The following is a 20,348-nucleotide window of genomic DNA, read 5'->3' as shown; positions in this document are numbered from 1 at the left end:
CGTGCCCCTCCCTACGTAGCCACTACCGTGACCCAACGCATCGGCGCCGCCTATTGTTGCCGCAGACCGCGAGGAAATTTAGGACGCCGTGACTGATCAAGACGCTACCGCCACGCCGGTATTCCCACCCGGCCGGTACGGACGTCGCCGGGCCGAACGCCGGCGCCGCCCGTGGCTCACCGTGCTGGTGGGTGCGCTGGTCATGGTGGCGTCGGCGGGAATCGGCTACCGGTTGTACAAGCAGTACGGCGACCCGGAGCACTCACCCCGGATCCTGTCCGAGTCCGAGCGCACCGCCGATCACGTCACGATCCGGTTCGAGGTGCGCAGCGACGGGCACAACCCGTCGGTCTGCATCGTCCGGGCCAGGGCGCAGGACGGCCTGGTGGTCGGATCGGCGGAGGTACCGGTGCCGGCCGGCAAACGGAGCGTCCAGACATATACGCTGGTCACCCGCGAACGGGCATTCGTGGTCGACATTCCGAAGTGCCGGGCCGCATAACGAGCGGAGTAACTGGCAGCAATCGCCGGGCTCACGTTAAGTTGGGCGCTTTTGCTACCTTGGTAGGTCTGGCTCATCTGCAAGTTGCGCCGACCCATGTACTTGCAAAGGGGATCTTCAGTGCCGTCTGACACCTGGCTGTCGCAGGAAGCGTACGACCGGTTGCAGGCCGAACTCGACGAGTTCATCGCCAACCGGCCCGTGATCGCTGCCGAGATCAACGCCCGGCGCGAAGAGGGCGACCTCAAGGAGAACGGCGGTTACCACGCCGCGCGTGAGGAGCAGGGCAAGCAGGAGGCGCGCATCCGCTACCTGCAGGAACTGCTGCGCACCGCGCAGGTCGGCGAGGCGCCGTCGGCCAACTCCGGCAAGGTGGGCGCGGGCGTCGTCGTCACCATCCAGTTCGACGACGACGAAGACGACACCGAGACGTTCCTGCTCGGCTCCCGGGAGATCTCGGCCAGCACCGACCTCACCGTGTACAGCCCCGAGTCGGCGCTCGGCCAGGCCATCGTCGGCGCGAAGAAGGGCGACACCGTCACCTACACGGCGCCCAGCGGCGCCGAGATCAAGGTGACGGTCGTCAAGTTCGAGCCGTTCGCCGGCTAGTTCGCGAACGTCACCGTGTAGCCGGCCGCCCGCAGGGCGCCGGTGAGCCGGTCGGCGTGCGCGGCGCCCCTGGTCTCCACCGACATCGAGATCTCTACCTCGCCCAGGCGCAGGCGCGGGTCCTGCCGCCGGTGGTCGACGTCGACGATGTTCGCTCCGTGCGCGGCCACCTCGCCCAGCAGCTTGGCGAGGTGGCCGGGCCGGTCCGGGCACCGCACGGTGAACGTCTGGTACCGGCCGGCCGCCGCGAGGCCGTGCTCGATCACGCGGAGCAGCAGCATCGGGTCGATGTTCCCGCCCGACAGCACGGCCACCGCCGGGGTCTCCACCTCGCCGGCCACGTCGGCGAGCAGCGCCGCCACGCCCACCACACCGGCCGGCTCGGCCAGCAGTTTCCCCCGCTCCAGCAGTACCAGCAGCGCCCGGGAGATGTCCTCCTCGGTCACCGTCACCACGTCGTCGACGAGCTTGCTGACGTGCGCGAACGTCACATCACCCGGGCAGCCGACGGCGATGCCGTCGGCGATCGTGCCGAACTGCGACAGCCGCACCGGCCGCCCGGCCGCCAACGACGCCGGATAGGCCGCCGCACCGGACGCCTGGACGCCGATGATCCGCACGTCGGGCCGCAGCGCCTTGGCCGCCACCGCGATGCCGGAGATCACCCCGCCGCCGCCGATACCGACCAGGATCGTGCGGACGTCGGGTACCTGTTCGAGGATCTCCAGGGCCACCGTCCCCTGCCCGGCGATCACGTCCCGGTGGTCGAACGGGTGGATCAGCACCGCGCCGGTCCGCTCGGCGAACTCACCGGCGGCCACCAGCGCCTCGTCGACGGTTCCGCCGGCCAACTCGACGGTGGCGCCGTAGCCCTTGGTGGCCGCGACCTTCGGCAGCGCCGCGCCGATCGGCATGAACACCGTGGCGGCGGTGTCGAGCGCCGCCGCCGCGACCGCGACGCCCTGCGCGTGGTTGCCGGCGCTGGCCGCCACCACCCCGCGGGCCCGTTCCGCCGGGCTCAGCCGGGCGATCCGCACGTACGCGCCGCGCACCTTGAACGAGCCGCCCCGCTGCAGGTTCTCGCACTTCAACCAGACCGGGCCGGCGAGCTTCGCCGACAGCGGCCGGCTCGGCTCGATCGGCGTACGGCGGATCACGCCGTCGAGCAGTTCCTGGGCGGCCCGCACCTCGGCCAGGGTGACCAGTTCAGTCATGACTGCATGGTCGCACTGCCCGGTCAGGCCGCGTCGAGGGCGGCCGCCACATCGCTGATCTTCTGGACGAGCCGAAGCGTTCCGGGAATCTCGCGGAACCCGTAGCACCGGTAAAAGGCGTGGGCGACCTCGTCGATGGCGTCGACGAGAACGAACCGCGCCGCGACGGTCTGCGTGGCGGCGACGATGCGGTGCAGGGCGTCGGCGAGCAGAACGCCGCCGTGACCCTGCCCGTGCAGGCCCTTGTCGAGCGCCAGTCTGGCCAGCATGACGGCGGGTACCTCGGTTGGATTCCCGCGGGGTCGCTCCGCCCGCGCGAGCAGATGCCCGGTGACGGTGTAGTACGCGACCACCCGCTCGTCGTGCAGCCAGACGAAGGTCCGGCCAGTGCGCCGCGCCTCGCTCGCCAGGGCGTGCCGCTGGAGCCAGGTGTCGAGTTCGGGCCGCCCGCTGTCGAAGCGGAGGTCGTGCTGCTCGCTCAGCGGTTCACTGACGAAGCCCACCGGTCAACGCCGTTCCACTGCTCTGCGGGCCCGCCGCGCGGCCGCGGCGAGGGACGCGTTGGGCGCGGCCGGCTCGTCGAGTGCCGCCAGCAGTTGATCGAAGAACTCCGACGGGGCGACCGTGCGCAACGCGTGCTCCTTGAGCACCCGCTCGGCGCGCTCCTCGGCCGCGGTACGGGCGAAGTCCGACGTGGTCTCGTGGACGAGTTCCGCGGCCTGCTCGATGCGCCTCTTGGCGTCGGGCCGGAGGCGGAACTCGAACCGGGCGGTCGCTGCGATCGTCACGACCCTCTCCCTTCCGTCCGTACCACTGTACGGACAGAAGGGAGCCTCACACCACCCGAATTACGACGCGATGCCGATCGGGCAGCTCATGCCGTTGGGGCCGTGGTTGCAGTAGCCGTTGGGGTTCTTGACGTCGCTGAGGTACTGCTGGTGGTAGTCCTCGGCGTAGTAGAACTCGCCGGCCGGGGCGATCTCCGTGGTGATGTCGCCGAAGCCGGCGTCCCGGGTGACGTTCTGGAACAGGTCCCTCGACTCCAGCGCCCGGGCGTGCTGCTCGTCGGTGGTCGAGTAGATCGTCGAGCGGTACTGGGTACCGATGTCGTTGCCCTGGCGCATGCCCTGGGTCGGGTCGTGGTTCTCCCAGAAGACCTTCAGCAACTGGTCGTAGGAGACCCGGTCGGGGTCGTACACGACCAGCACGGCCTCGGTGTGGCCGGTGCGCCCGGAGCAGACCTCTTCGTACGTCGGGTTCGGGGTGATCCCACCCGCGTAGCCGACGGCCGTGGAGTAGACGCCCGGCACCTGCCAGAACAGGCGCTCGGCGCCCCAGAAGCAGCCCATCCCGAACACCGCCGTCTGCATCCCGGCGGGCCAGGGGCCCTTCAGCGGGGTGTCGAGCACGGTGTGGCGGTCGGCAACGGGGATCTCGGTGTTACGGCCCGGCAGGGCCTCGTCGGCTGTGGGCAGTTCGAGCTTCTTATGCCTGAGAAACACGGGTCACAACCCTCCTATCGCAAGGCCTAACGTCGGGGACCCCTCAGGAATGCCCGGCCAGGGCGTCGGCCACACGCGTGGCGTACGAGGTGGCCTCCTCGTCCGATTCGTACCTGGTGCGGGGCCAGAAGAAACCGCGCAGGCCGTCGCCCTTGGTTCGCGGAACCACGTGGACGTGCAGGTGCGCCACCGACTGCGACACCTTGTTGTTCATCGCCACGAACGATCCGCCCGCGCCCAGCCCTTTTTCCACCGCCGCCGAGAGCCGCTGAACGAACTGAAACAAAGGCGACAGAAGCGAAGGATCAAGATCGGCCAGGGTGACCACGTGCTGGCGCGGCACCACCAGGATGTGCCCCTTGAACACGGGCCGGATGTCGAGGAACGCCACGCACTCGTCGGTGGAGGCGACCTCGAACGACGACACCGAACCGGCAACGATCGAGCAGAACAGGCAGTCGGCCACGGAGCCAACGGTAACGGCCATTAGCCTTCTACGGATGAGCCACGGCTTCGACACGCTCGCCGTCCACGCGGGCCAGGACCCCGATCCGCGGACCGGTTCGGTGATCCCGCCGATCTACCAGACGAGCACGTACGCGCAGGACGCGGTGGGCGCCCCGCGGCTCGGCTACGAGTACAGCCGCAGCGCCAACCCGACCCGCGACGCCCTCCAGGAGACCCTGGCCGCGATCGAGGGCGGTCGGCACGGGCTCGCCTTCGCCAGCGGCCTCGCCGCGGAAGACACGATTCTCCGCGCCCTCCTCAAGCCCGGCGACCACGTGGTGATCCCGGGCGACGCGTACGGCGGCACCTACCGGCTGTTCGCCCGCGTCCACCAGGAGTGGGGGGTACAGGTCACGCCGGCCAAGGGCCCCGACATCGCGGCGATGAGAAATGCCGCCCAGGTCAATACCAAGATGGTCTGGGTCGAGACGCCCACCAACCCGCTGCTCAACATCACCGACCTCAGCGGTGCCGCCCAGCTTGCCCGCGACCTCGGCGCGCTCCTGGTGGTCGACAACACGTTCGCCTCCCCGTACCTGCAGCAGCCGCTGGCACACGGGGCCGACATCGTCGTCCACTCGACCACCAAGTACCTCGGCGGACATTCCGACGTCATCGGCGGCGGCCTGATCGTCGACGACGACGAGCTCGCCGAGAGGCTGCGGTTCCACCAGAACGCGATGGGCGCGGTCAACGGCCCGTTCGACGCGTGGCTGACCGCCCGCGGCATCAAGACGCTCGGCGTCCGCATGGACCGGCACTGCGACAACGCCGAGCGGATCGCGGACTTCCTGGTCCACCACAAGAAGGTCAGGCAGGTCTACTACCCCGGCCTGTCCGACCACCCCGGCCACGAGACGGCAGCCAAACAGATGCGCCGGTTCGGTGGCATGGTGAGCTTCCGCACCGACGACGCGGAGCGGGTCTGCAACAGCACGGAGCTGTTCATCCTGGCCGAGAGCCTGGGCGGGGTCGAGTCGTTGATCGAGCACCCGGGGCGGATGACCCACGCCAGCGTGGCCGGTTCGCCGCTGGAGGTGTCGGGCGACCTGGTCCGCTTGTCGGTCGGCATCGAAACCGTCGACGATCTGCTGGCCGACCTCGATCGGGCACTCAGTTAAGGAGACCGGAATGCTCGACCGTCCAGACGCCTGGGTGGGCCGGACCGCCCGCGAGATCGCCCGCGCCGTGCGCCGCGGCGACACCTCGGCGACCGCGGTCGTGGCCAACCACCTCGACCAGATCCGCAACTACGACCGCATCGTCGGCGCGTTCCGCGAGGTCCGCGCGGCGGCGGCGGTCACCGAGGCGGAGATCGTCGACGAGCTGCCCGAGCTGTCGAACCTGCCGCTGGCCGGGGTGCCGATCGCGGTCAAGGAGAACGTGCCGGTCACCGGCGTGCCCACGTGGCGCGGTTCGGCGGCGGTGCGCGGGCCGGTGGCGACCGCCGACCACGAGGTGGTGCGCCGGCTGCGCGGCGCGGGCGCGATCGTCGTCGGCACCAGCCGCATGCCCGAACTGGGCATCTGGGCTCTCACCGACGACGGGCACACGATCACCCGCAACCCGTGGCGCACCGACCGCACGCCGGGCGGCTCGTCCGGCGGCTCGGCGGCGGCGGTCGCGGCCGGGCTGGTCCCGATCGCGCACGGCAACGACGGGTTCGGCTCGGTGCGCATCCCGGCCGCGTGCTGCGGCCTGGTCGGTATCAAGCCGGGCAGCGGCGTCGTGCCGGCCGACGTCGGCGCCGGTTGGTACGGCATGGTCGAGAACGGCATCCTGGCCACCACCGTGGGCGATGCCGCGATCGGGTTCGCCGTGATCGCGGGGCGGACCCCCGCCCCGCTGGAGGAGCCCGGCCGGTTGCGGTTCGCGGTCTCGTTGCGGTCCCCGGCGGCCGGCATTCGAGCGGACGCGGGTGCGCGCGGCGCCGTCACCGCATCCGTCCGGGAACTGGTCGGTCTGGGGCACAACGCGGTGACCGCGGAGGTGTCCTACCCCCTCTGGCTGCAGACCCGCGGCATGGCGACGTGGTTCGCCGGCGTCTACGAGGACGCCACCGCCCTCGGCGTCGACCTCGACACGCTGCAACCGAGGTCGCGCCGGCACATCGCGGTCGGCGAGCAGGCGATCCGCCGCGGCCTGGTCCGCTCCGGCGACCGCGAGTCCTGGCGCGAACGCGTCGTCCGCTGGCTCGACGACGGCCGCTACGACGTGCTGATCACCCCCGCGCTGGCCGGCCCACCCCCGGTGGCGGCCGACTGGGCCAACCGCTCGTGGCAGGCCAACCTGGCTGCCTGCGCGAGGTTCGCCCCGTACGCCGCACCCTGGAACCTGGCCGGCCTACCCGCGATGGTCGTGCCGGCCGGCGTTCGCCCCGACGGCCTGCCGGCCGCCGTTCAATTGGTGGGCCGCCCGGGCAGCGAACTGACCCTGCTGGCCGTCGCCGGCCAGTTGGAGCAGGCCGCCCCGTGGCGCCGGCACGCCCCCGGCTGGCCCCGGGCCGGCGCCCAGAACCCCCGCAAGCGAACCGCCCACCACTGAGGCGTATGGGAGGCCGGCCGATCAACCGACAGCGCTCCTATACAGAAACCTGTACAGTATTCCCATGACGATTCTCCATGAGCCTCGCGAGGTCAGCGTCACAGACGCGGCGAAGCGGGGGGTCGCGGGCCTGGTGTCCGACGCGGAGGAGGGGTCCGACGTCGTGGTGACCCGGCGGCAACGACCCGTTGTCGCCGTGGTGAGCATGCGCCGACTTGCCGAGATCGACGAGACCGTCTCCGATCTTCGTGATCTTGCGCTCGTGCTCGCGCGCGCGGCGACCGACAACGGCCGGCGGGTTCCCCTCGATGACGTGCTGGCCGCCTTCGGCCACACCCGTGAGTCCCTCGACGCGATGCCGGACGACGACTGAACGATGACGGAGATCCGCTTCACCGAGCCGGCGATCGACGACCTACGACGTATCGGTCCACACGCCGTCCCGAAGGTGCTGAAAAAGATCCTCCTGCTGGTCGACAACGCCGAGGCGGGACATCCACTCGGTGGCCAGCTCACGGGCTTCCGGAAGCTCGTCGTCGGCCGGAACACGTGGCGCATCGTCTACCGGATCGCCGACGACAAGGCCATCGAGATCTGTGAGGTCTGGGCCATAGGCGCCCGCGCCGACGGCGAGGTGTACGCGGAGACAACCGCCCGAATTCGATCCGCCGGTGACGCACGACCCGAACTCGTTCAACTGGCCACGGTCGTGGAACGTCTCGGCCGAATCGCGGGCGACGCCCCGGTCGAGTCGGAGCCGGCCAGGGAGCCGGTTCCCGACTGGCTCGCCGATCGCCTGATCCACACCGTCGGGGTTCCGCGCGAGGAGGTCGCCGCCCTCGATCTGAAGCAGGCGGTCGACCGCTGGACCGCCCACGTGTCGCGCGCCGCGGAAAGCAATGACTAGTTTGCCCAGTCGAGGGTGCCGTCCGGCGTGATGATCGGGCGGTAGCCGGCGTACGGGGTGCCGGTCTCCAGGCTGGCCGCCACCCCCTCCAGCAGGTCGGTGAGCGACCGCGGCTGGTTCTCGAACCGGGTGCCCGCGTCCGGGTAGTAGTCGCCGACCCGGCCGCCCATACCGGGACGGGCGTCCACCACCAGGTAGCCGCCGGTGATCGCCGCGGCGAACGGTACGTAGGACCGGTGCCACCAGTCCCCGCCGATGCTGGTGCGGCCCAGCACCCGGCACGTGGTCGACCAGCTGGCGTACAGCTCGTCCAGCCCGAGGTAGCGGAAGAACGGCGGGAACTCGAAGCCCGTCCGCGTCGCCGCGCCGTTGTGCCGCAGCAGCGATGCCGCGAGGTCGGCCGGGAACGGCGTCCCGATCAGACCCTCCACCGTGGCCAGGTCGGCGGCCAGCGCGCCGGGACGGAGCGACGCCGCGACCAGCGGGGCCCTGGCACCGAGCACGGCCTCGATCCGGCTCCAGGCCGCGTTCACCCGCGCGGTGGTCGCGGCGTCGGGCACCGTCCGGGGGACGCCGGACCGCGTCGGCGAGCATCCGGCCGGTACCGGCGCCGGGACCGCCGAATGCGCCGCCGGCGGCGGGAGAGCGTGCGCGGTCTGCACCTCCACGTACCCGCGCACCGGCTGCGACTCCACCTCGGGCGGGTCGTCGGCGGACAGGCTGATCATGTACAGCACCTGCAGCGCCGCGACGGCGACGACCAGCAGCAGCGCGATCGCGATCCGCTTTCCGGTGACGATCCGGCCGGCCGGCGGCGTCGCGACCGCGGGCTCGTTGAGCAGCGGGTCCAGCCACTCCGCCGCCCGGTCCGCGAAGTCCGGCAGGTCGGCCGCGCCGGCCGGAATCGTCCCGGCCAGCGACACCGGCAGGTCGGCCAGATCGTCGGTCGGCTCGATCGCCACCACCGCGGCCGGCACGTGCCGCCGTTCCAGGACCTCCAGCGTCAAGCGGACGTCGTTCGCCGCGCCGGGGTCGGCCGCCACCACCACCGGTGCCCGCAACGCCCACGCGACGTCGGCCAGCGTGAACCCGCCGTCCAGCGGCGCCATCAGCCCGCCCGGCGCGGTCACCAGCACCCGGTCGTGCGCCGGCAGCAGCGCCTCGGCGATCCGCACCACGTCGTCGGCCCGGGACGCGACCGGCACGGCGACGAACGTCGCCGCCAGGGAACGCAGAAGGACGGGCTCCGCCGGTCCCATGACGACCGCAGCCACCCGGTCACCGGCGCTGGCGGCGAGCGCCGCGGCCACCGTTATCCAGGCGTCCGCGCCGGCCGCGGCCACCACCCACGGCCGCGTTCCATCCCAAGACATCGAAACTCCCCGCTCGGCTGCGACACAGCGTAACGGGGAGTTCTATTGGGCGGGCGAGGGTACGCGATCGCGATCTCTGCGGGGGAACCGGTCATCGCGTGCCCTCGCCCGCCCGGAAACCCGCCCGGCCCTGGGGAGGGCGCCTGGCCGGAGGCGCCGGGCCGGCGGAGGCATTGCCGGTCCCGTGCTCGAGCGGGTTTTCGCAGGTGGCGGTTGGTGGTGTTGGCGGGCACCACCGAGGCCACCGGGCTTTCAAGTTGTTTCTGGTGGTTCTAACGCTTCTGCCCGTAGTGGGTTGCGCTTGCGATTTGAACGGTAGGCGGCGCAACAGCCCCCCACCGGACACAGTGTGCGACCGACGGGCAGGTTCAACTTCCGGGGCGTCGTGCGAATAATGAGGACCATGACCGACGACTCGCCCCTGCTCCGCCGCATCCGCGCGGCGGTGATCGGTGACGACCAGGTCATGTGGGGGCCGTACGGGCCACGAAGAGTGACGTACGCCGACTACACCGCGTCCGGGCGGGCGCTGTCGTTCCTGGAGAGCTTCATCCGGGCCGAGGTGCTGCCGCGGTACGCCAACACGCACACCGAGTCGAGCGGCACCGGCCTGCAGACGACGCGGTTGCGGGAAGACGCGAGAAAAATCATCCGGGACGCCGTGGGCGGCGACGACGAGACCGTCGTCATCTTCACCGGGGCGGGCTCGACCGGCGCGATCGACAAGATGGTGCACATCCTGGGGCTGCGCATCCCGGCGGCGCTCGACGAGCGCTACAAGCTCGACCGGCACATCCCGGAGAACGAACGTCCGGTCGTGTTCATCGGCCCGTTCGAGCATCACTCCAACGAGTTGGCCTGGCGCGAGTCGATCGCCGACGTCGTGGTGATCCCCGAGGACATCGACGGCCACATCGACCTCGGCGTCCTCGAAGTGCGGCTGCACGAGTACCGCGACCGGGAACTCAAGATCGGCTCGTTCTCGGCCGCGTCGAACGTCACCGGCATCGTCACCGACGCCCGCGCGGTCGTCGACCTCCTGCACCGCAACAACGCGCTGTCGTTCTGGGACTACGCGGCCGCGGCCCCCTACGTCACGATCGACATGTCCGACGGCCACAAGGACGCGCTGTTCATCTCGCCGCACAAGTTCGTCGGCGGCCCCAGCACCCCGGGCGTGCTGGTGGTCCGCCGGGAACTGCTGCGCAACCGGGTGCCGACGGTGCCCGGCGGCGGCACGGTCGACTACGTGAACGCCGCCGAGCACCACTACATCAGCGACCCCGCCCACCGCGAGGAGGGCGGCACGCCGGCGATCGTCGAGTCGATCCGCGCCGGCCTGGTGTTCCAGTTGAAGGGCGCCGTCGGCGTCGACGTGATCAAGGCGCACGAGCAGCGGTTCCTGCGCGCGGCCATCGACGCGTGGACGGCCCACCCGAACATCGAGATCCTCGGCAACCTCGACGCCGAGCGGCTGTCGATCCTCTCGTTCGTCATCAGACGACCGGGCGGGAAGTACCTGCACCACAACTTCGTGGTGGCGCTGCTGAACGACCTGTTCGGCATCCAGTCGCGCGGCGGGTGTTCGTGCGCGGGCCCGTACGGGCACCGGTTGCTCGGCATCGACATCGAGCGGTCACACCGGTTCGAGCGGGAGATCCTCGACGGTTGCGAGGGGATCAAGCCCGGCTGGGTGCGGGTCAGCTTCAACTACTTCATTTCCGACGCCGTGGCGCGGTACATCGTCGACGCGGTGCTGTTCGTCGCGACGCACGGCTGGGCGTTGCTGCCCGAGTACCGCTTCGAGCTGCAGAACGGCCTCTGGCGACACCGGAACGGGCTGGTCGAACCCCCGCTGCGGCTCGCCGACCTCGGGTACACCCCCGACGGCGAACTGCACTGGCCGGGCCGGGCCGCCGAGCACGAGCGCGCCGGCGAAGACGCGCTAGCCGGTTACCTGAGCGCCGCCCACGACGTCGTCACCGGCCTGAAGCCGCCCGACCCGGAGCGGGCCGGCCCGCCCAGCGCCCCCGGCGCGACCACGGCCACGGTCTCCTCGACCTTCGAGGAACTCCGCTGGTTCGACCTGCCGCCCGAGTGCCTCCGGCAGGCCCCAAGATCGACATAAATCGGAACTATTTGGCCCAGGGCGGCGTACCGAAGGGTGTGCCGTCGGCCATCGTCGCCGTGAAACCCGCCGGGATGGCGACCATCGCCTCGGCCGGAACGTCGCCGGGGTTGGAGACGTCGATGTTGTCGCCGGCCGGCACCACCAGGACGTCACCGGGCCCGAGCACCTCTCCCGCGACGCCGATCGAGCCCGACAGGACCATGAAGACCTCGTCCCGATCGAGCGTGTGCGCCGCCCCCGATTGGTGGTTGGCATCGACGACGATCTTCCAGGTGCACACCTGCTCCGTCCCCCGGCTGGGCGACGCCATCCCGATGAACGTGACACCGGGGATCTCGAATCGCGGCGCATCGGCCGCCCGCAGAATAGTTTTCATAGAGGACGATACTAAACGTAGGTTCGTATTTTGTAAACGAGGTTTCTTATGGCGCTCGTGACCGATGTCCACATCGCGCGACTACTGCTCCGCGCCGTCCGCGCGGTGCAGTCGACCTACATCGAACGCCTGCAGCAACGGGGCCATCCCGGGCTGCGTACCGGGCACATCCCGGTGTTCGCTGGCCTGAACACGGAAGGCGACGACGGCACCCGGATCACCGACCTCGCCAACCGGGCCGGGATGACCCGCCAGATGATGGGCCGGCTGGTGCGCGAGCTCGAGGCGCTCGGCTACCTCGCCACCGCCACCCACCCCGACGACCAGCGCGCCGTCGTGGTCACGATGACCGAGCACGGCCAGTCGATCCGCACCGAGGCGGCCGCGGTCATCGCCGAACTCGAAGCCGACTACGCGGTGCTGCTCAAGGACCCCGAGCTCGCCTCGCTCAAGGGCGCGCTGCAGAGCATCATCAGCACTTCGCCCACGGCGTAACCCGGCATGCGCTCCGCGCGACGAGCGTTACCCCGCTCATGGAGCCTGATGTCGACGCTCTGGACGCCTACTCCCGCGCCGTGACCACCGTCGCGGCCACCCTGCTGCCCAGCGTGGCCAGCCTCACCGTGCAGTCGCCGCGCGGCGACGGGGGCGGTTCCGCCGTCGTCTTCACCCTGTCGCCTCCCTCGGCGACAAGTCAGCCGCTGCCAGCCGGCCTGACCCTGACCTCCGCCCACGTCGTCGAGGGCGCCAACAGCGGCCTCGCCGAGTTCACCTCGGGCGAGGAGACCCGCTTCGACGTCGTCGGCAGCGACCCGCTCGCCGATCTCGCCGTGCTGCGCCTGCACGATCCGGCCGCCTGCGCCGGCCCGGCCGTCCTCGGCGACGCCGACGGCCTGCGCATCGGCCAACTCGTGATCGCGGTCGGCAACCCGCTCGGCCTCGCCGGCTCGGTCACCGCCGGCGTGGTGAGCGCGCTCGGCCGGTCGCTCCCGGTCCGCGCCGGCCGCCGCCTGCGCCTCATCGACGACGTCATCCAGACCGACGCCGCCCTCAACCCGGGCAACTCCGGTGGCGCGCTCGCCGACTCAGCCGGCCGCGTCGTCGGGATCAACACGGCCATCGCCGGCTACGGGCTGGGCCTCGCCGTGCCGATCAACGCCACCACCCGGGAGATCGTCCAGGAACTGGTCTCGACCGGCCGGGTCCGCCGGGCGTACCTCGGCATTGCGGGCACGCCGGCGCCGCTGCCGGCCGCGCTCTCCACGAAGCTCGGCCAGCGGCGCGGGTTGAAACTGGTCGAGGTGATGCCGGGAGGCCCGGCCGCGGAGGCCGGGCTCTTCATCGGTGACGTCGTGATCGCGGCCGGCGGCCGCCCGGTGCAGGGCGTTCAGGACGTGCAGCGGCTGATGCTGGGTAGCTCGATCGGCACGCGGCTGCCCATCACGGCGCTGCGGAGAGGGGCGCTGGTCGACGTGATCGCCGTGCCGACGCCCCTCGACAACTAGAGCCGCTCGATGATCATGGCCATGCCCTGGCCGCCACCGACGCACATCGTCTCCAGCCCGAACTGCTTGTCGTGCCACTGGAGCGAGTTGATCAGCGTGCCGGTGATGCGGGCGCCCGACATGCCGAACGGATGCCCGACGGCGATCGCGCCGCCGTTGACGTTCAGCTTCTCGATCGGGATGTCGAGGTCGCGGTAGGACGGGATGACCTGGGCGGCGAACGCCTCGTTGATCTCGACCAGGTCGATGTCGCCGATGGTCATGCCGGCGCGGGCCAGCGCCTGCTTCGACGCCTCCACCGGGCCGAGGCCCATGATCTCCGGCGACAGCGCGGTGACGCCCGTCGACACGATCCGGGCCAGCGGGGTCAGCCCCAGCTCGCGCGCCTTCGTGTCGCTCATGACCACGACCGCGGCCGCGCCGTCGTTCAACGGGCAGCAGTTGCCGGCGGTGATCCGGCCGTCGGGACGGAACACCGGCTTGAGCCCCGCCGTGCCCTCCAGCGTGATGCCGGGCCGGGGGCCGTCGTCGGTCGCCACCACGGCGCCCGACGGCGTGGTGACCGGCGTGATCTCCCGCTCCCAGAACCCGTTCTTGATCGCCTCCTCGGCGAGGTTCTGCGACCGGACGCCGAACTCGTCCATGTCGGCCCGGGTGACGCCCTTGATCTCCGCGAGGTTCTCGGCGGTCTGGCCCATCGCGATGTAGATGTCGGGGATCTGATCCGACTCGCGCGGGTCCTGCCACGGCTCGGCGCCACCCTCGGCGCGCTTGGCGGTGCGGGCCTTCGCGTCGTCGAACTTCGCGTTCTCCCACGAGCCGCCGACCAGCGCCTGCGCCTCGGCGGGCAGGCCGTCGGAGTTGCCGCGGGCGAACCGGGACACCACCTCGACGCCGGCGGAGATGAACACGTCACCCTCGCCGGCCTTGATGGCGTGGAACGCCATCCGGGTGGTCTGCAGCGACGAGGCGCAGTAGCGGCTCAGCGTGGCGGCCGGCAGATGGTCGTACCCGAGCAGGGTGGCGACCACCCGGCCCATGTTGAACCCCTGCTCGCCGCCGGGCAGGCCGCACCCGAGGTACAGGTCCTCGATGTCCTTGGGGTCGAGCTGGGGGACCTTGTCGAGGGCGGTCCGGACGATCGTGGCGGCAAGATCGTCGGGACGCAGTTCGCGCAGGGAACCCTTGAACGCGCGCCCGATGGGCGAACGGGCGGTGGCAACGATGACGGCTTCCGGCATGCCCGCATCTTAACGCCCGTTAAGCGGCCCCACTCAGGGGTGACGAAGACCACCCACCGCGGCAACCACCGCGGGCAGTAGTGCGTGGGCCCACACCCGGTAGCCGTCGGCCGACGGGTGGAAGCCGTCGTGGCAGAGCGTTCCGGCGTCGGCCCGGAACACCGGCCCGGTGCGCTCGGCCAGGTCGACCGGCACCCCGCCGGCCGCCCGGACCGCCTCCACCTGGGCCCGGCCGAGCCGGCGGCCGTGCCAGCCGAGCAGTTGCCGCAGCGGCTGGGCGAACGCGCGGGTACCGCCCAGGTCGGGGCAGGTGCCGACGACCACCGCGGCCCCCGCGTCGCGCAGCCGGCGCACGGCGGCGGCGAGCTGGTCGGCCGATTCGGTCGGCCGGGCCAGGCGCACCGCGTCGTTGGTGCCGATCAGGATCACGGCGACGTCGGGACGCAGGCCGACCAGCGCCCGCGCCACCTGGATGTTCAGGTCGGACGAGTGCGAGCCGGCCACCGCCACGCTCGACAGTTCGACCCGGCGGCCGCCCGGCCCCTCGGCGAGCAGCGCCGCCAACTGGCCACCGACGGTGTCGGCAACCTGGTCGACGCCGACGCCGAGGGCCGTGGAGTCGCCGAGCAGCACGAGCCGCAACGTGGGCGCCTTCGCCGGACCGACGGTGGACCGGATCGCAAGTTGCATGTCGGGGCTGGCGTACCGGCGGGTGCGGGCCGCCAACGTCTCCGCCGCCAGGAGCGCCATGCCGCCGATCGCGCCGGCCAGCGCGGTTACCGCAGCCGCCCGCGACAACTGCCGGATCGCCCTACCGTCGGCCCTGTTACCGGCCCTGCCCTCGGCCATGACTGAAGACCTCCCAGGCCCCTAGGGTACGTGCGCCGGATCAGTAGGGCGTCCTACCGATCGCCAAGCCCGCCGACGTAGGTGTGCCCACCGGCCGTTCGGTCCACGCTCCCGGCCGGCCACAGTGGCGGGCGCCACTTCCGTACCGGTCTGCTCGGCGGCCTTCGCGGCGGCCGCGTACAGGTTGCGCACGCCGGCGCCGTCGGGCTCGGCGGGCCGCGGCCCGGCCGGTTCGGCCAGCGCGGAGACCATCGACGGCAGCAGCACCGCCGCAGCGGCCGCGTAGCCGTCGGCCGACGGGTGGAACCGGTCCCAGGCGAACATCCGTTCGGGGTCGGCGGCGAAGCTCGGCCCGAGCAGGTCGCCCAGCGACACCGTGCGCCCGCCCGCCTCGACCACGGCGACCGTCTGCAGCGCGGCGAGCTGGCGGCTCCAGCGGTGGGCCAGCCACTTCAGCGGCGGCTGGATCGGCGCGATCGCTCCCATGTCGGGGCAGGTACCCACGACCACGTCGGCGTCCATCACGCGCAGCGCGCGCACCGCGTCACCGAGGGCGCGGACGGCGTCGGGCACATTGGTCCGGTGCGTCACGTCGTTGCCGCCGATGAGGATCACCGCGAGGTCGGGCGGGTCGTCGTCGATGAGCCGTTCGATCTGCGGCGCGAGGTGCCGCGACTGGGCCCCGACCACGGCGACGCAGTGCAGGTCGACCGGCCGCTTGAGCTGCTCGGCCAGCCCCGCGGCGAGCAGGGCGCCGAGCGTCTTGCGCGGAGCGTCGACGCCGTACCCGGCCGCCGACGAGTCACCGAGCACCGCCAGCCGCACCGGTGTCCCCGGGTGTTCGAAGCCGTACCGTCCGTCACAGCGCGGCGGGGGGTGCTCGGCGATCGGAAAAGCCCGGCGGGCGATCAACGCCTGCCCGATCACCACGCCCGTGGCCAGCATTCCGAGCGCCGTGACGCCGGCACTTCCGTACGCGGCGGCCGTCGCCAAGTTCCTCAGGCGACTCTGCGTAATGGTCTCGTCAGCCATAGCCACCCCCGATCAACCGATGGTCCCGAGGTTAACGAACGTTCACTACCTGCTTTGTCATCCATCTTGCTCAACCAAGTTCCCCACTGCGCCTGTTGCGTACGCCACGAGCGCGGGTAATGCACCATGGAAGGCACCCATGTGAAGGGCGGGATGCACGATGGCCACGTACAGCACCAACCGGGCGGCGACCCAGCTTCGGCGGCGCACGGCCTGGACCGCCCTTGTCCGCACGTTCCGGTCCGACACGCCCGGCCTGGCCCGCCGGCTCGGCGCGATCCCCCGGATGATCGGTGCCACGCTTCGCGGCAGGTACGACGGCAAGTCCCGGATGACGATGATGCTGGTCTCGGCGGCGTACATCGTGTCGCCGATCGACTTCGTACCGGAGGGCATCCTGTTGTTCATCGGGCTGGTCGACGACGCGGCCGTGGCGGCCTGGTTCGCCGGCGCCCTGCTCAGCGAGACCGAGCGGTTCCTCGAGTGGGAGAAGCGCCAGGAAGCGGTGCCCGGCCACGTGGTGGGGTAGCTGCCCGCATAATGGCCGGGTGCGCTACTACGACAACGTTGTCGAGCTGATCGGTCACACGCCCCTCGTGCGCCTGCGCAACGTCAGCGCCGGCATCGAGGCGACCGTCCTGGCCAAGATCGAGTATTTCAATCCCGGCGGGAGCGTCAAGGACCGCATCGCGTTGCGGATGGTCGAAGACGCCGAGAAGACCGGCCTGCTCCGGCCCGGCGGCACGATCGTCGAGCCCACCAGCGGTAACACCGGTGTCGGGCTGGCCCTGGTCGCCCAGCTCAAGGGCTACCGCTGCGTGTTCGTCTGCCCCGACAAGGTCAGCGAAGACAAGCAGAACGTGCTGCGCGCGTACGGCGCCGAGGTTGTCGAATGTCCGACAGCCGTCGACCCGAAGGACCCGCGCTCGTACTACTCGGTCTCCGACCGGCTGGCCCGGGAGATCCCGCTGGCCTGGAAGCCCGACCAGTACTCCAACATCAACAACCCGATCTCGCACTACGAGACCACCGGGCCGGAGATCTGGGAGCAGACCGCCGGGAAGGTCACCCACTTCGTGGCCGGCGTCGGCACCGGCGGCACGATCTCGGGCGTCGGCAAGTACCTCAAGGAGGTGTCGAACGGCGCGGTGAAGATCATCGGCGCCGACCCGGAGGGCTCGGTCTACTCCGGCGGCACCGGCCGCCCGTACCTGGTCGAGGGCGTCGGCGAGGACTTCTGGCCGACCACCTACGACCGCACGATCACCGACGACATCGTGGAGGTCTCCGACAAGGAGTCGTTCGCGCTCACCCGGCGGCTGGCCCGCGAGGAGGGGCTCCTGGTCGGCGGATCCTGCGGCATGGCGGTGGTGGCCGCGCTGAAGGTCGCGGCCGAGGCCGGTCCGGACGCCGTCGTGGTCGTCCTGCTGCCCGACGGTGGCCGCGGCTACCTGTCCAAGATCTTCAACGACGACTGGATGGCCCGGTACGGCTTCCTCGCCACCGGCTCCGACACCGAGGCGACCGTCGGCGACGTCCTCGCCGGCAAGGGCGCCGGCATGCCCGACCTGGTGCACGCCCACCCGAACGAGACCGTGCGCGACGCCATCGACTACATGCGCGAGTACAGCGTCTCCCAGATGCCGGTGCTCAAGGCCGAGCCACCGGTGGTCACCGGCGAGGTGGCCGGCTCGATCGCGGCGAAGGACCTGCTCGACGCGCTGTTCGGCGGGCGGGCGCACCTGCACGACAGCATCGAGAAGCACATGGGACCCCCGTTGCCGATGATCGGCGGCGGCCAGCCCGTGGCCGAGGCGGTCAAGCTGCTGGAGAGCTCCGACGCCGCGCTGGTGCTGGTCGACGGCAAGCCCGCCGGCGTGCTCACGAGGCAGGACCTGCTGGCCCACCTCGACGCCTAATGGGCTGAGAAGCCGCCGTCGACGCAGATCACCTGGCCGGTGATGGCCGCCGACCCGTCGCCGGCCAGGAACACGGCGATGCCGGCGAAGTCCTCCGGCCTGCCGTTGCGCCCGATCATCGTGCGCGCGGCGGCCGCGGCCGCCCGCTCGGGGTCGCGGAAGATCGCCGCCGTCATCGGCGTCTCGACCACGCCCGGCGCCACCGCGTTGCAGCACACCCCGTGCGGCGACCACGCCTCGGCCTGCGAGCGGGTCAGCGAGGCGAGGCCGCCCTTGCTCACCCCGTACGCACCGCTGTTCCCGTACGCCCGCAGCGCCTGCTGCGACACGACGTTGATGATCCGCCCCCAGCCACGGTCGGCCATGCCGGGGCCGAACCGCTGACCGAGCAGGAACGGCGCGGTGACGTTGACCTCCAGCACGTCGTCCCACACGGCCGCGGTGAGGTCGTTCATGTGCGGGCGCGGGTTGATGCCGGCCGCGTTCACGAGGATGTCGGGTTCGCCGGCCAGTCGCGCCGCGGCGTCCGCGGCCCGCGCCAGGTCCGCACGATCGGAAAGATCACAGGTGACCGCGTGAGCGCCCAACTCCGCGGCGGTCGCTTCGAGGCGCTCCCGGTCCCGGGCCATCAGGACGACGGCCGCTCCCGCCTCCCGCAGGGCCGCCGCCATGACCCGCCCGATGCCGGAGTTGCCGCCGGTCACGACCGCCGTGCGCCCGCTGAGCCCGAACACCTTACAAAGCCCGCTTCGTCGTCAGGACGCGCTTGGTCGCCACCGCCAGGCGGGCCTCGTCGTCGCGGGCGGCGGCGATCAGGTCCGCCACGACGACCTTCAGCTGATCGGGGAGGGCGGTGTCGGGCGACAGCCGCGGCACCGCGCGGCGGGGCTGGTCCTCCGCGTCGGCGGCCTGATCGGCCAACTCCTGTACCAGGGCGTGGAAACGGTCGGCTCGGGTTCCGGTCCCGGACGCACTGGACGCCGCCCAGCGGGGCGGCGTCCAGGTCGATACCCGGTCGACGAGCCGGCGCGTTTCGGTCGCCAACTCGTCGGCGGTCATCTGCGCAGGTAGCTCAGCATCCGCAGGATCTGCCAGTACAGGAAGATCAGGCCGACGAGCAGCCCGAACGCCGAGTACCAGGCGAACTTCTCCGGGATGCCCTGCCGCACGCCCTCCTCGATCTCCGCGAAGTCGAGGATGAACGTGAGCGCGCCGATGACGATGCCCGCGCCGGCGAACAGGAACGCGATCGGGTTCACCTCGTCGGTGCCGGTGTCGACCAGGCCCATGTCGAAGCCGAACGCGTACGCGAGGAGGTTGATCAGGCTGAGCGCGACGAACGCGAGCAACGCGCCGAGCACGAACTTCGCGAACCTCGGTGTCGCCCGTAGCACCCGGAACTTGTACAGCGCCGCCATCACGAAGAACACCGCGAACGTCGCCGCGACCGCCTGCATGACGATGCCCGGGTACCGCTGCTCGAAGAACTCGCTGACGACGCCCAGCAGCACGCCCTGTAGCGCCGCGTAGGCGATGATCAGCGGCGGATTGGTGATGCGCTTGAACGCGATCACCAGGCCGAGCACCAGGCCGGCCAGGCACGAGCCGATCAGCGCCAGCGTGGCCACACCACCGGTCTCCGGCAGTAGGGCCCAGGCCGCCGCGCCGAAGATGCCGGTGACGACCAGCAGCATGACCGTGCGCACCACCACGTCGTCGAGCGACATGACCCGCTCGCCGCCGAACGGTGGCGCCTGGTATCCGCCGCCGTACTGTGGCGGTTGCTGGTAGCCGCCGGACTGTGGCGGTTGCTGCTGGAAGGGGTTCTGCCCGGGCGGCGCATAACCCGGTTGGGCATAACCCGTACGGCCCTGCCCGGCGGCAGAGCCGAGGCGAGTGAGCACGGGATTGGAACTACGCACGTTCCGCCTCCTATATGGAGCTCAGATAATGCGTAGAGGGTATCCCGGCTGGCTGGGAGCGCGCTGTGCCCGGGGCGGGACTCGAACCCGCATGCCTTTCGGCAGCCGCTTTTAAGGCGGCCGTGTCTGCCGTTCCACCACCCGGGCGGGCGTTGGGCGTCCAGGTCGTGGACCCATATCACCGTAACGGGTGTGCTGAACGGCAGGGCTCGGCC

General features: G+C 71.1%; 24 protein-coding genes and 1 tRNA gene. 11 read left to right on the top strand and 14 right to left on the bottom strand.

All coding sequences use genetic code 11. From position 1 onward, the window contains the following. Positions 1-88 precede the first annotated feature (88 nt). A complete protein-coding gene (locus Vau01_RS31680; RefSeq protein ID WP_204000204.1) occupies positions 89-502 on the top strand; it encodes a DUF4307 domain-containing protein in 414 nt (137 codons plus the stop codon). A 96-nt stretch (positions 503-598) separates the two neighbouring features. Next, positions 599-1,111 carry a transcription elongation factor GreA gene (gene greA, locus Vau01_RS31675; RefSeq protein WP_204000202.1) on the top strand — a complete coding sequence of 171 codons (513 nt, stop codon included), beginning with the start codon at positions 599-601 and terminating at the stop codon, positions 1,109-1,111. On the opposite strand, the gene ilvA is transcribed toward greA, so the two are convergent. From ilvA to Vau01_RS31650, 5 genes are read right to left on the bottom strand one after another with little or no spacing between them, the layout of a single operon-like run. Further along, positions 1,108-2,325, bottom strand: a complete 1,218-nt coding sequence (gene ilvA / locus Vau01_RS31670) for a threonine ammonia-lyase (protein WP_204000200.1) — start codon at positions 2,323-2,325, stop codon at positions 1,108-1,110. The genes greA and ilvA overlap by 4 nt on opposite strands. Before the next feature lie 23 nt (positions 2,326-2,348). After that, positions 2,349-2,828, bottom strand: a complete 480-nt coding sequence (locus tag Vau01_RS31665; RefSeq protein WP_204000196.1) for a GNAT family N-acetyltransferase — start codon at positions 2,826-2,828, stop codon at positions 2,349-2,351. A gap of 3 nt (positions 2,829-2,831) precedes the next feature. Beyond that, positions 2,832-3,113: a type II toxin-antitoxin system TacA family antitoxin gene (locus tag Vau01_RS31660; RefSeq protein WP_204000193.1), complete on the bottom strand. Its 282-nt coding sequence runs from the start codon at positions 3,111-3,113 to the stop codon at positions 2,832-2,834. A gap of 60 nt (positions 3,114-3,173) precedes the next feature. Then, positions 3,174-3,827 (bottom strand): peptide-methionine (S)-S-oxide reductase MsrA, encoded by a 654-nt coding sequence (gene msrA / locus Vau01_RS31655; RefSeq protein WP_204000190.1) that lies wholly within the window; start codon positions 3,825-3,827, stop codon positions 3,174-3,176. Between the two features lie 43 nt (positions 3,828-3,870). Beyond that, a complete protein-coding gene (locus Vau01_RS31650; RefSeq protein ID WP_204000187.1) occupies positions 3,871-4,293 on the bottom strand; it encodes an HIT family protein in 423 nt (140 codons plus the stop codon). A gap of 34 nt (positions 4,294-4,327) precedes the next feature. Here Vau01_RS31650 and Vau01_RS31645 point away from each other — a divergent pair, with 34 nt between their 5' ends. The 4 genes from Vau01_RS31645 to Vau01_RS31630 all read left to right on the top strand — a co-directional run bounded on the left by Vau01_RS31645 (position 4,328) and on the right by Vau01_RS31630 (position 7,785). Further along, positions 4,328-5,455: a cystathionine gamma-synthase gene (locus Vau01_RS31645; protein WP_204000184.1), complete on the top strand. Its 1,128-nt coding sequence runs from the start codon at positions 4,328-4,330 to the stop codon at positions 5,453-5,455. Between the two features lie 10 nt (positions 5,456-5,465). Beyond that, the gene (locus Vau01_RS31640; protein ID WP_204000182.1) at positions 5,466-6,878 is read left to right on the top strand and encodes an amidase; all 1,413 of its coding nucleotides are present in this window, start codon (positions 5,466-5,468) and stop codon (positions 6,876-6,878) included. A gap of 64 nt (positions 6,879-6,942) precedes the next feature. After that, on the top strand, positions 6,943-7,251 hold the full coding sequence (locus Vau01_RS31635; RefSeq protein WP_204000180.1) for a type II toxin-antitoxin system prevent-host-death family antitoxin: 309 nt from the start codon (positions 6,943-6,945) through the stop codon (positions 7,249-7,251). Between the two features lie 3 nt (positions 7,252-7,254). Further along, entirely contained in the window at positions 7,255-7,785 is a 531-nt protein-coding gene (locus tag Vau01_RS31630) for a type II toxin-antitoxin system RelE family toxin (RefSeq protein WP_204000178.1), read from the top strand. Here the strand turns inward: Vau01_RS31630 and Vau01_RS31625 are convergent. Next, positions 7,782-9,158: an SMI1/KNR4 family protein gene (locus Vau01_RS31625; RefSeq protein ID WP_204000176.1), complete on the bottom strand. Its 1,377-nt coding sequence runs from the start codon at positions 9,156-9,158 to the stop codon at positions 7,782-7,784. The genes Vau01_RS31630 and Vau01_RS31625 overlap by 4 nt on opposite strands. Positions 9,159-9,561: 403 nt before the next feature. Between Vau01_RS31625 and Vau01_RS31620 the strand changes: the two genes are divergently transcribed. Continuing rightward, complete coding sequence (locus Vau01_RS31620; RefSeq protein WP_204000174.1) at positions 9,562-11,286, top strand: aminotransferase class V-fold PLP-dependent enzyme; 1,725 nt, start codon at positions 9,562-9,564, stop codon at positions 11,284-11,286. 7 nt (positions 11,287-11,293) lie between these two features. Here the strand turns inward: Vau01_RS31620 and Vau01_RS31615 are convergent, their stop codons facing one another. After that, positions 11,294-11,665, bottom strand: coding sequence for a cupin domain-containing protein (locus Vau01_RS31615; RefSeq protein ID WP_204000172.1), 372 nt, complete (start codon positions 11,663-11,665; stop codon positions 11,294-11,296). A gap of 48 nt (positions 11,666-11,713) precedes the next feature. Between Vau01_RS31615 and Vau01_RS31610 the strand changes: the two genes are divergently transcribed. Together Vau01_RS31610 and Vau01_RS31605 are read left to right on the top strand one after the other, a co-directional pair. Then, on the top strand, positions 11,714-12,160 hold the full coding sequence (locus Vau01_RS31610) for a MarR family winged helix-turn-helix transcriptional regulator (protein WP_204000170.1): 447 nt from the start codon (positions 11,714-11,716) through the stop codon (positions 12,158-12,160). Positions 12,161-12,198: 38 nt separating this feature from the next. After that, complete coding sequence (locus tag Vau01_RS31605) at positions 12,199-13,170, top strand: S1C family serine protease (protein ID WP_204000167.1); 972 nt, start codon at positions 12,199-12,201, stop codon at positions 13,168-13,170. Here the strand turns inward: Vau01_RS31605 and Vau01_RS31600 are convergent. From Vau01_RS31600 to Vau01_RS31590, 3 genes are read right to left on the bottom strand one after another with little or no spacing between them, the layout of a single operon-like run. Beyond that, positions 13,167-14,411, bottom strand: a complete 1,245-nt coding sequence (locus tag Vau01_RS31600; protein ID WP_204000165.1) for an acetyl-CoA C-acetyltransferase — start codon at positions 14,409-14,411, stop codon at positions 13,167-13,169. The two genes, Vau01_RS31605 and Vau01_RS31600, sit on opposite strands and share 4 nt — an antisense overlap. A gap of 33 nt (positions 14,412-14,444) precedes the next feature. Further along, positions 14,445-15,260: an SGNH/GDSL hydrolase family protein gene (locus tag Vau01_RS31595; RefSeq protein ID WP_204000162.1), complete on the bottom strand. Its 816-nt coding sequence runs from the start codon at positions 15,258-15,260 to the stop codon at positions 14,445-14,447. 21 nt (positions 15,261-15,281) lie between these two features. Further along, positions 15,282-16,298: an SGNH/GDSL hydrolase family protein gene (locus Vau01_RS31590; RefSeq protein WP_373320335.1), complete on the bottom strand. Its 1,017-nt coding sequence runs from the start codon at positions 16,296-16,298 to the stop codon at positions 15,282-15,284. Positions 16,299-16,452: 154 nt separating this feature from the next. Here Vau01_RS31590 and Vau01_RS31585 point away from each other — a divergent pair, with 154 nt between their 5' ends. Together Vau01_RS31585 and Vau01_RS31580 are read left to right on the top strand one after the other, a co-directional pair. After that, positions 16,453-16,821, top strand: coding sequence for a YkvA family protein (locus Vau01_RS31585; protein ID WP_204000157.1), 369 nt, complete (start codon positions 16,453-16,455; stop codon positions 16,819-16,821). A gap of 19 nt (positions 16,822-16,840) precedes the next feature. Further along, a complete protein-coding gene (locus tag Vau01_RS31580) occupies positions 16,841-18,211 on the top strand; it encodes a cystathionine beta-synthase (RefSeq protein WP_204000154.1) in 1,371 nt (456 codons plus the stop codon). Here the strand turns inward: Vau01_RS31580 and Vau01_RS31575 are convergent. From Vau01_RS31575 to Vau01_RS31560, 4 genes are all read right to left on the bottom strand, one after another. Next, on the bottom strand, positions 18,208-18,945 hold the full coding sequence (locus tag Vau01_RS31575; RefSeq protein ID WP_239151998.1) for an SDR family NAD(P)-dependent oxidoreductase: 738 nt from the start codon (positions 18,943-18,945) through the stop codon (positions 18,208-18,210). The genes Vau01_RS31580 and Vau01_RS31575 overlap by 4 nt on opposite strands. 1 nt (position 18,946) lies before the next feature. Then, a complete protein-coding gene (locus Vau01_RS31570; RefSeq protein WP_204000151.1) occupies positions 18,947-19,270 on the bottom strand; it encodes a hypothetical protein in 324 nt (107 codons plus the stop codon). Continuing rightward, a complete protein-coding gene (locus Vau01_RS31565) occupies positions 19,267-20,133 on the bottom strand; it encodes a Bax inhibitor-1/YccA family protein (RefSeq protein WP_204000148.1) in 867 nt (288 codons plus the stop codon). Before Vau01_RS31565 ends, Vau01_RS31570 begins: the two co-directional genes overlap by 4 nt. Positions 20,134-20,199: 66 nt before the next feature. Next, positions 20,200-20,280, bottom strand: a tRNA-Leu gene (locus tag Vau01_RS31560). Positions 20,281-20,348 lie beyond the last annotated feature (68 nt).

This window comes from Virgisporangium aurantiacum (assembly GCF_016863635.1).
In the GTDB taxonomy this organism is placed as follows: Bacteria; Actinomycetota; Actinomycetes; order Mycobacteriales; family Micromonosporaceae; genus Virgisporangium; species Virgisporangium aurantiacum.
Note: the sequence above shows the minus strand (reverse complement) of the source record. Positions and strands in the feature narration are given on the sequence as shown.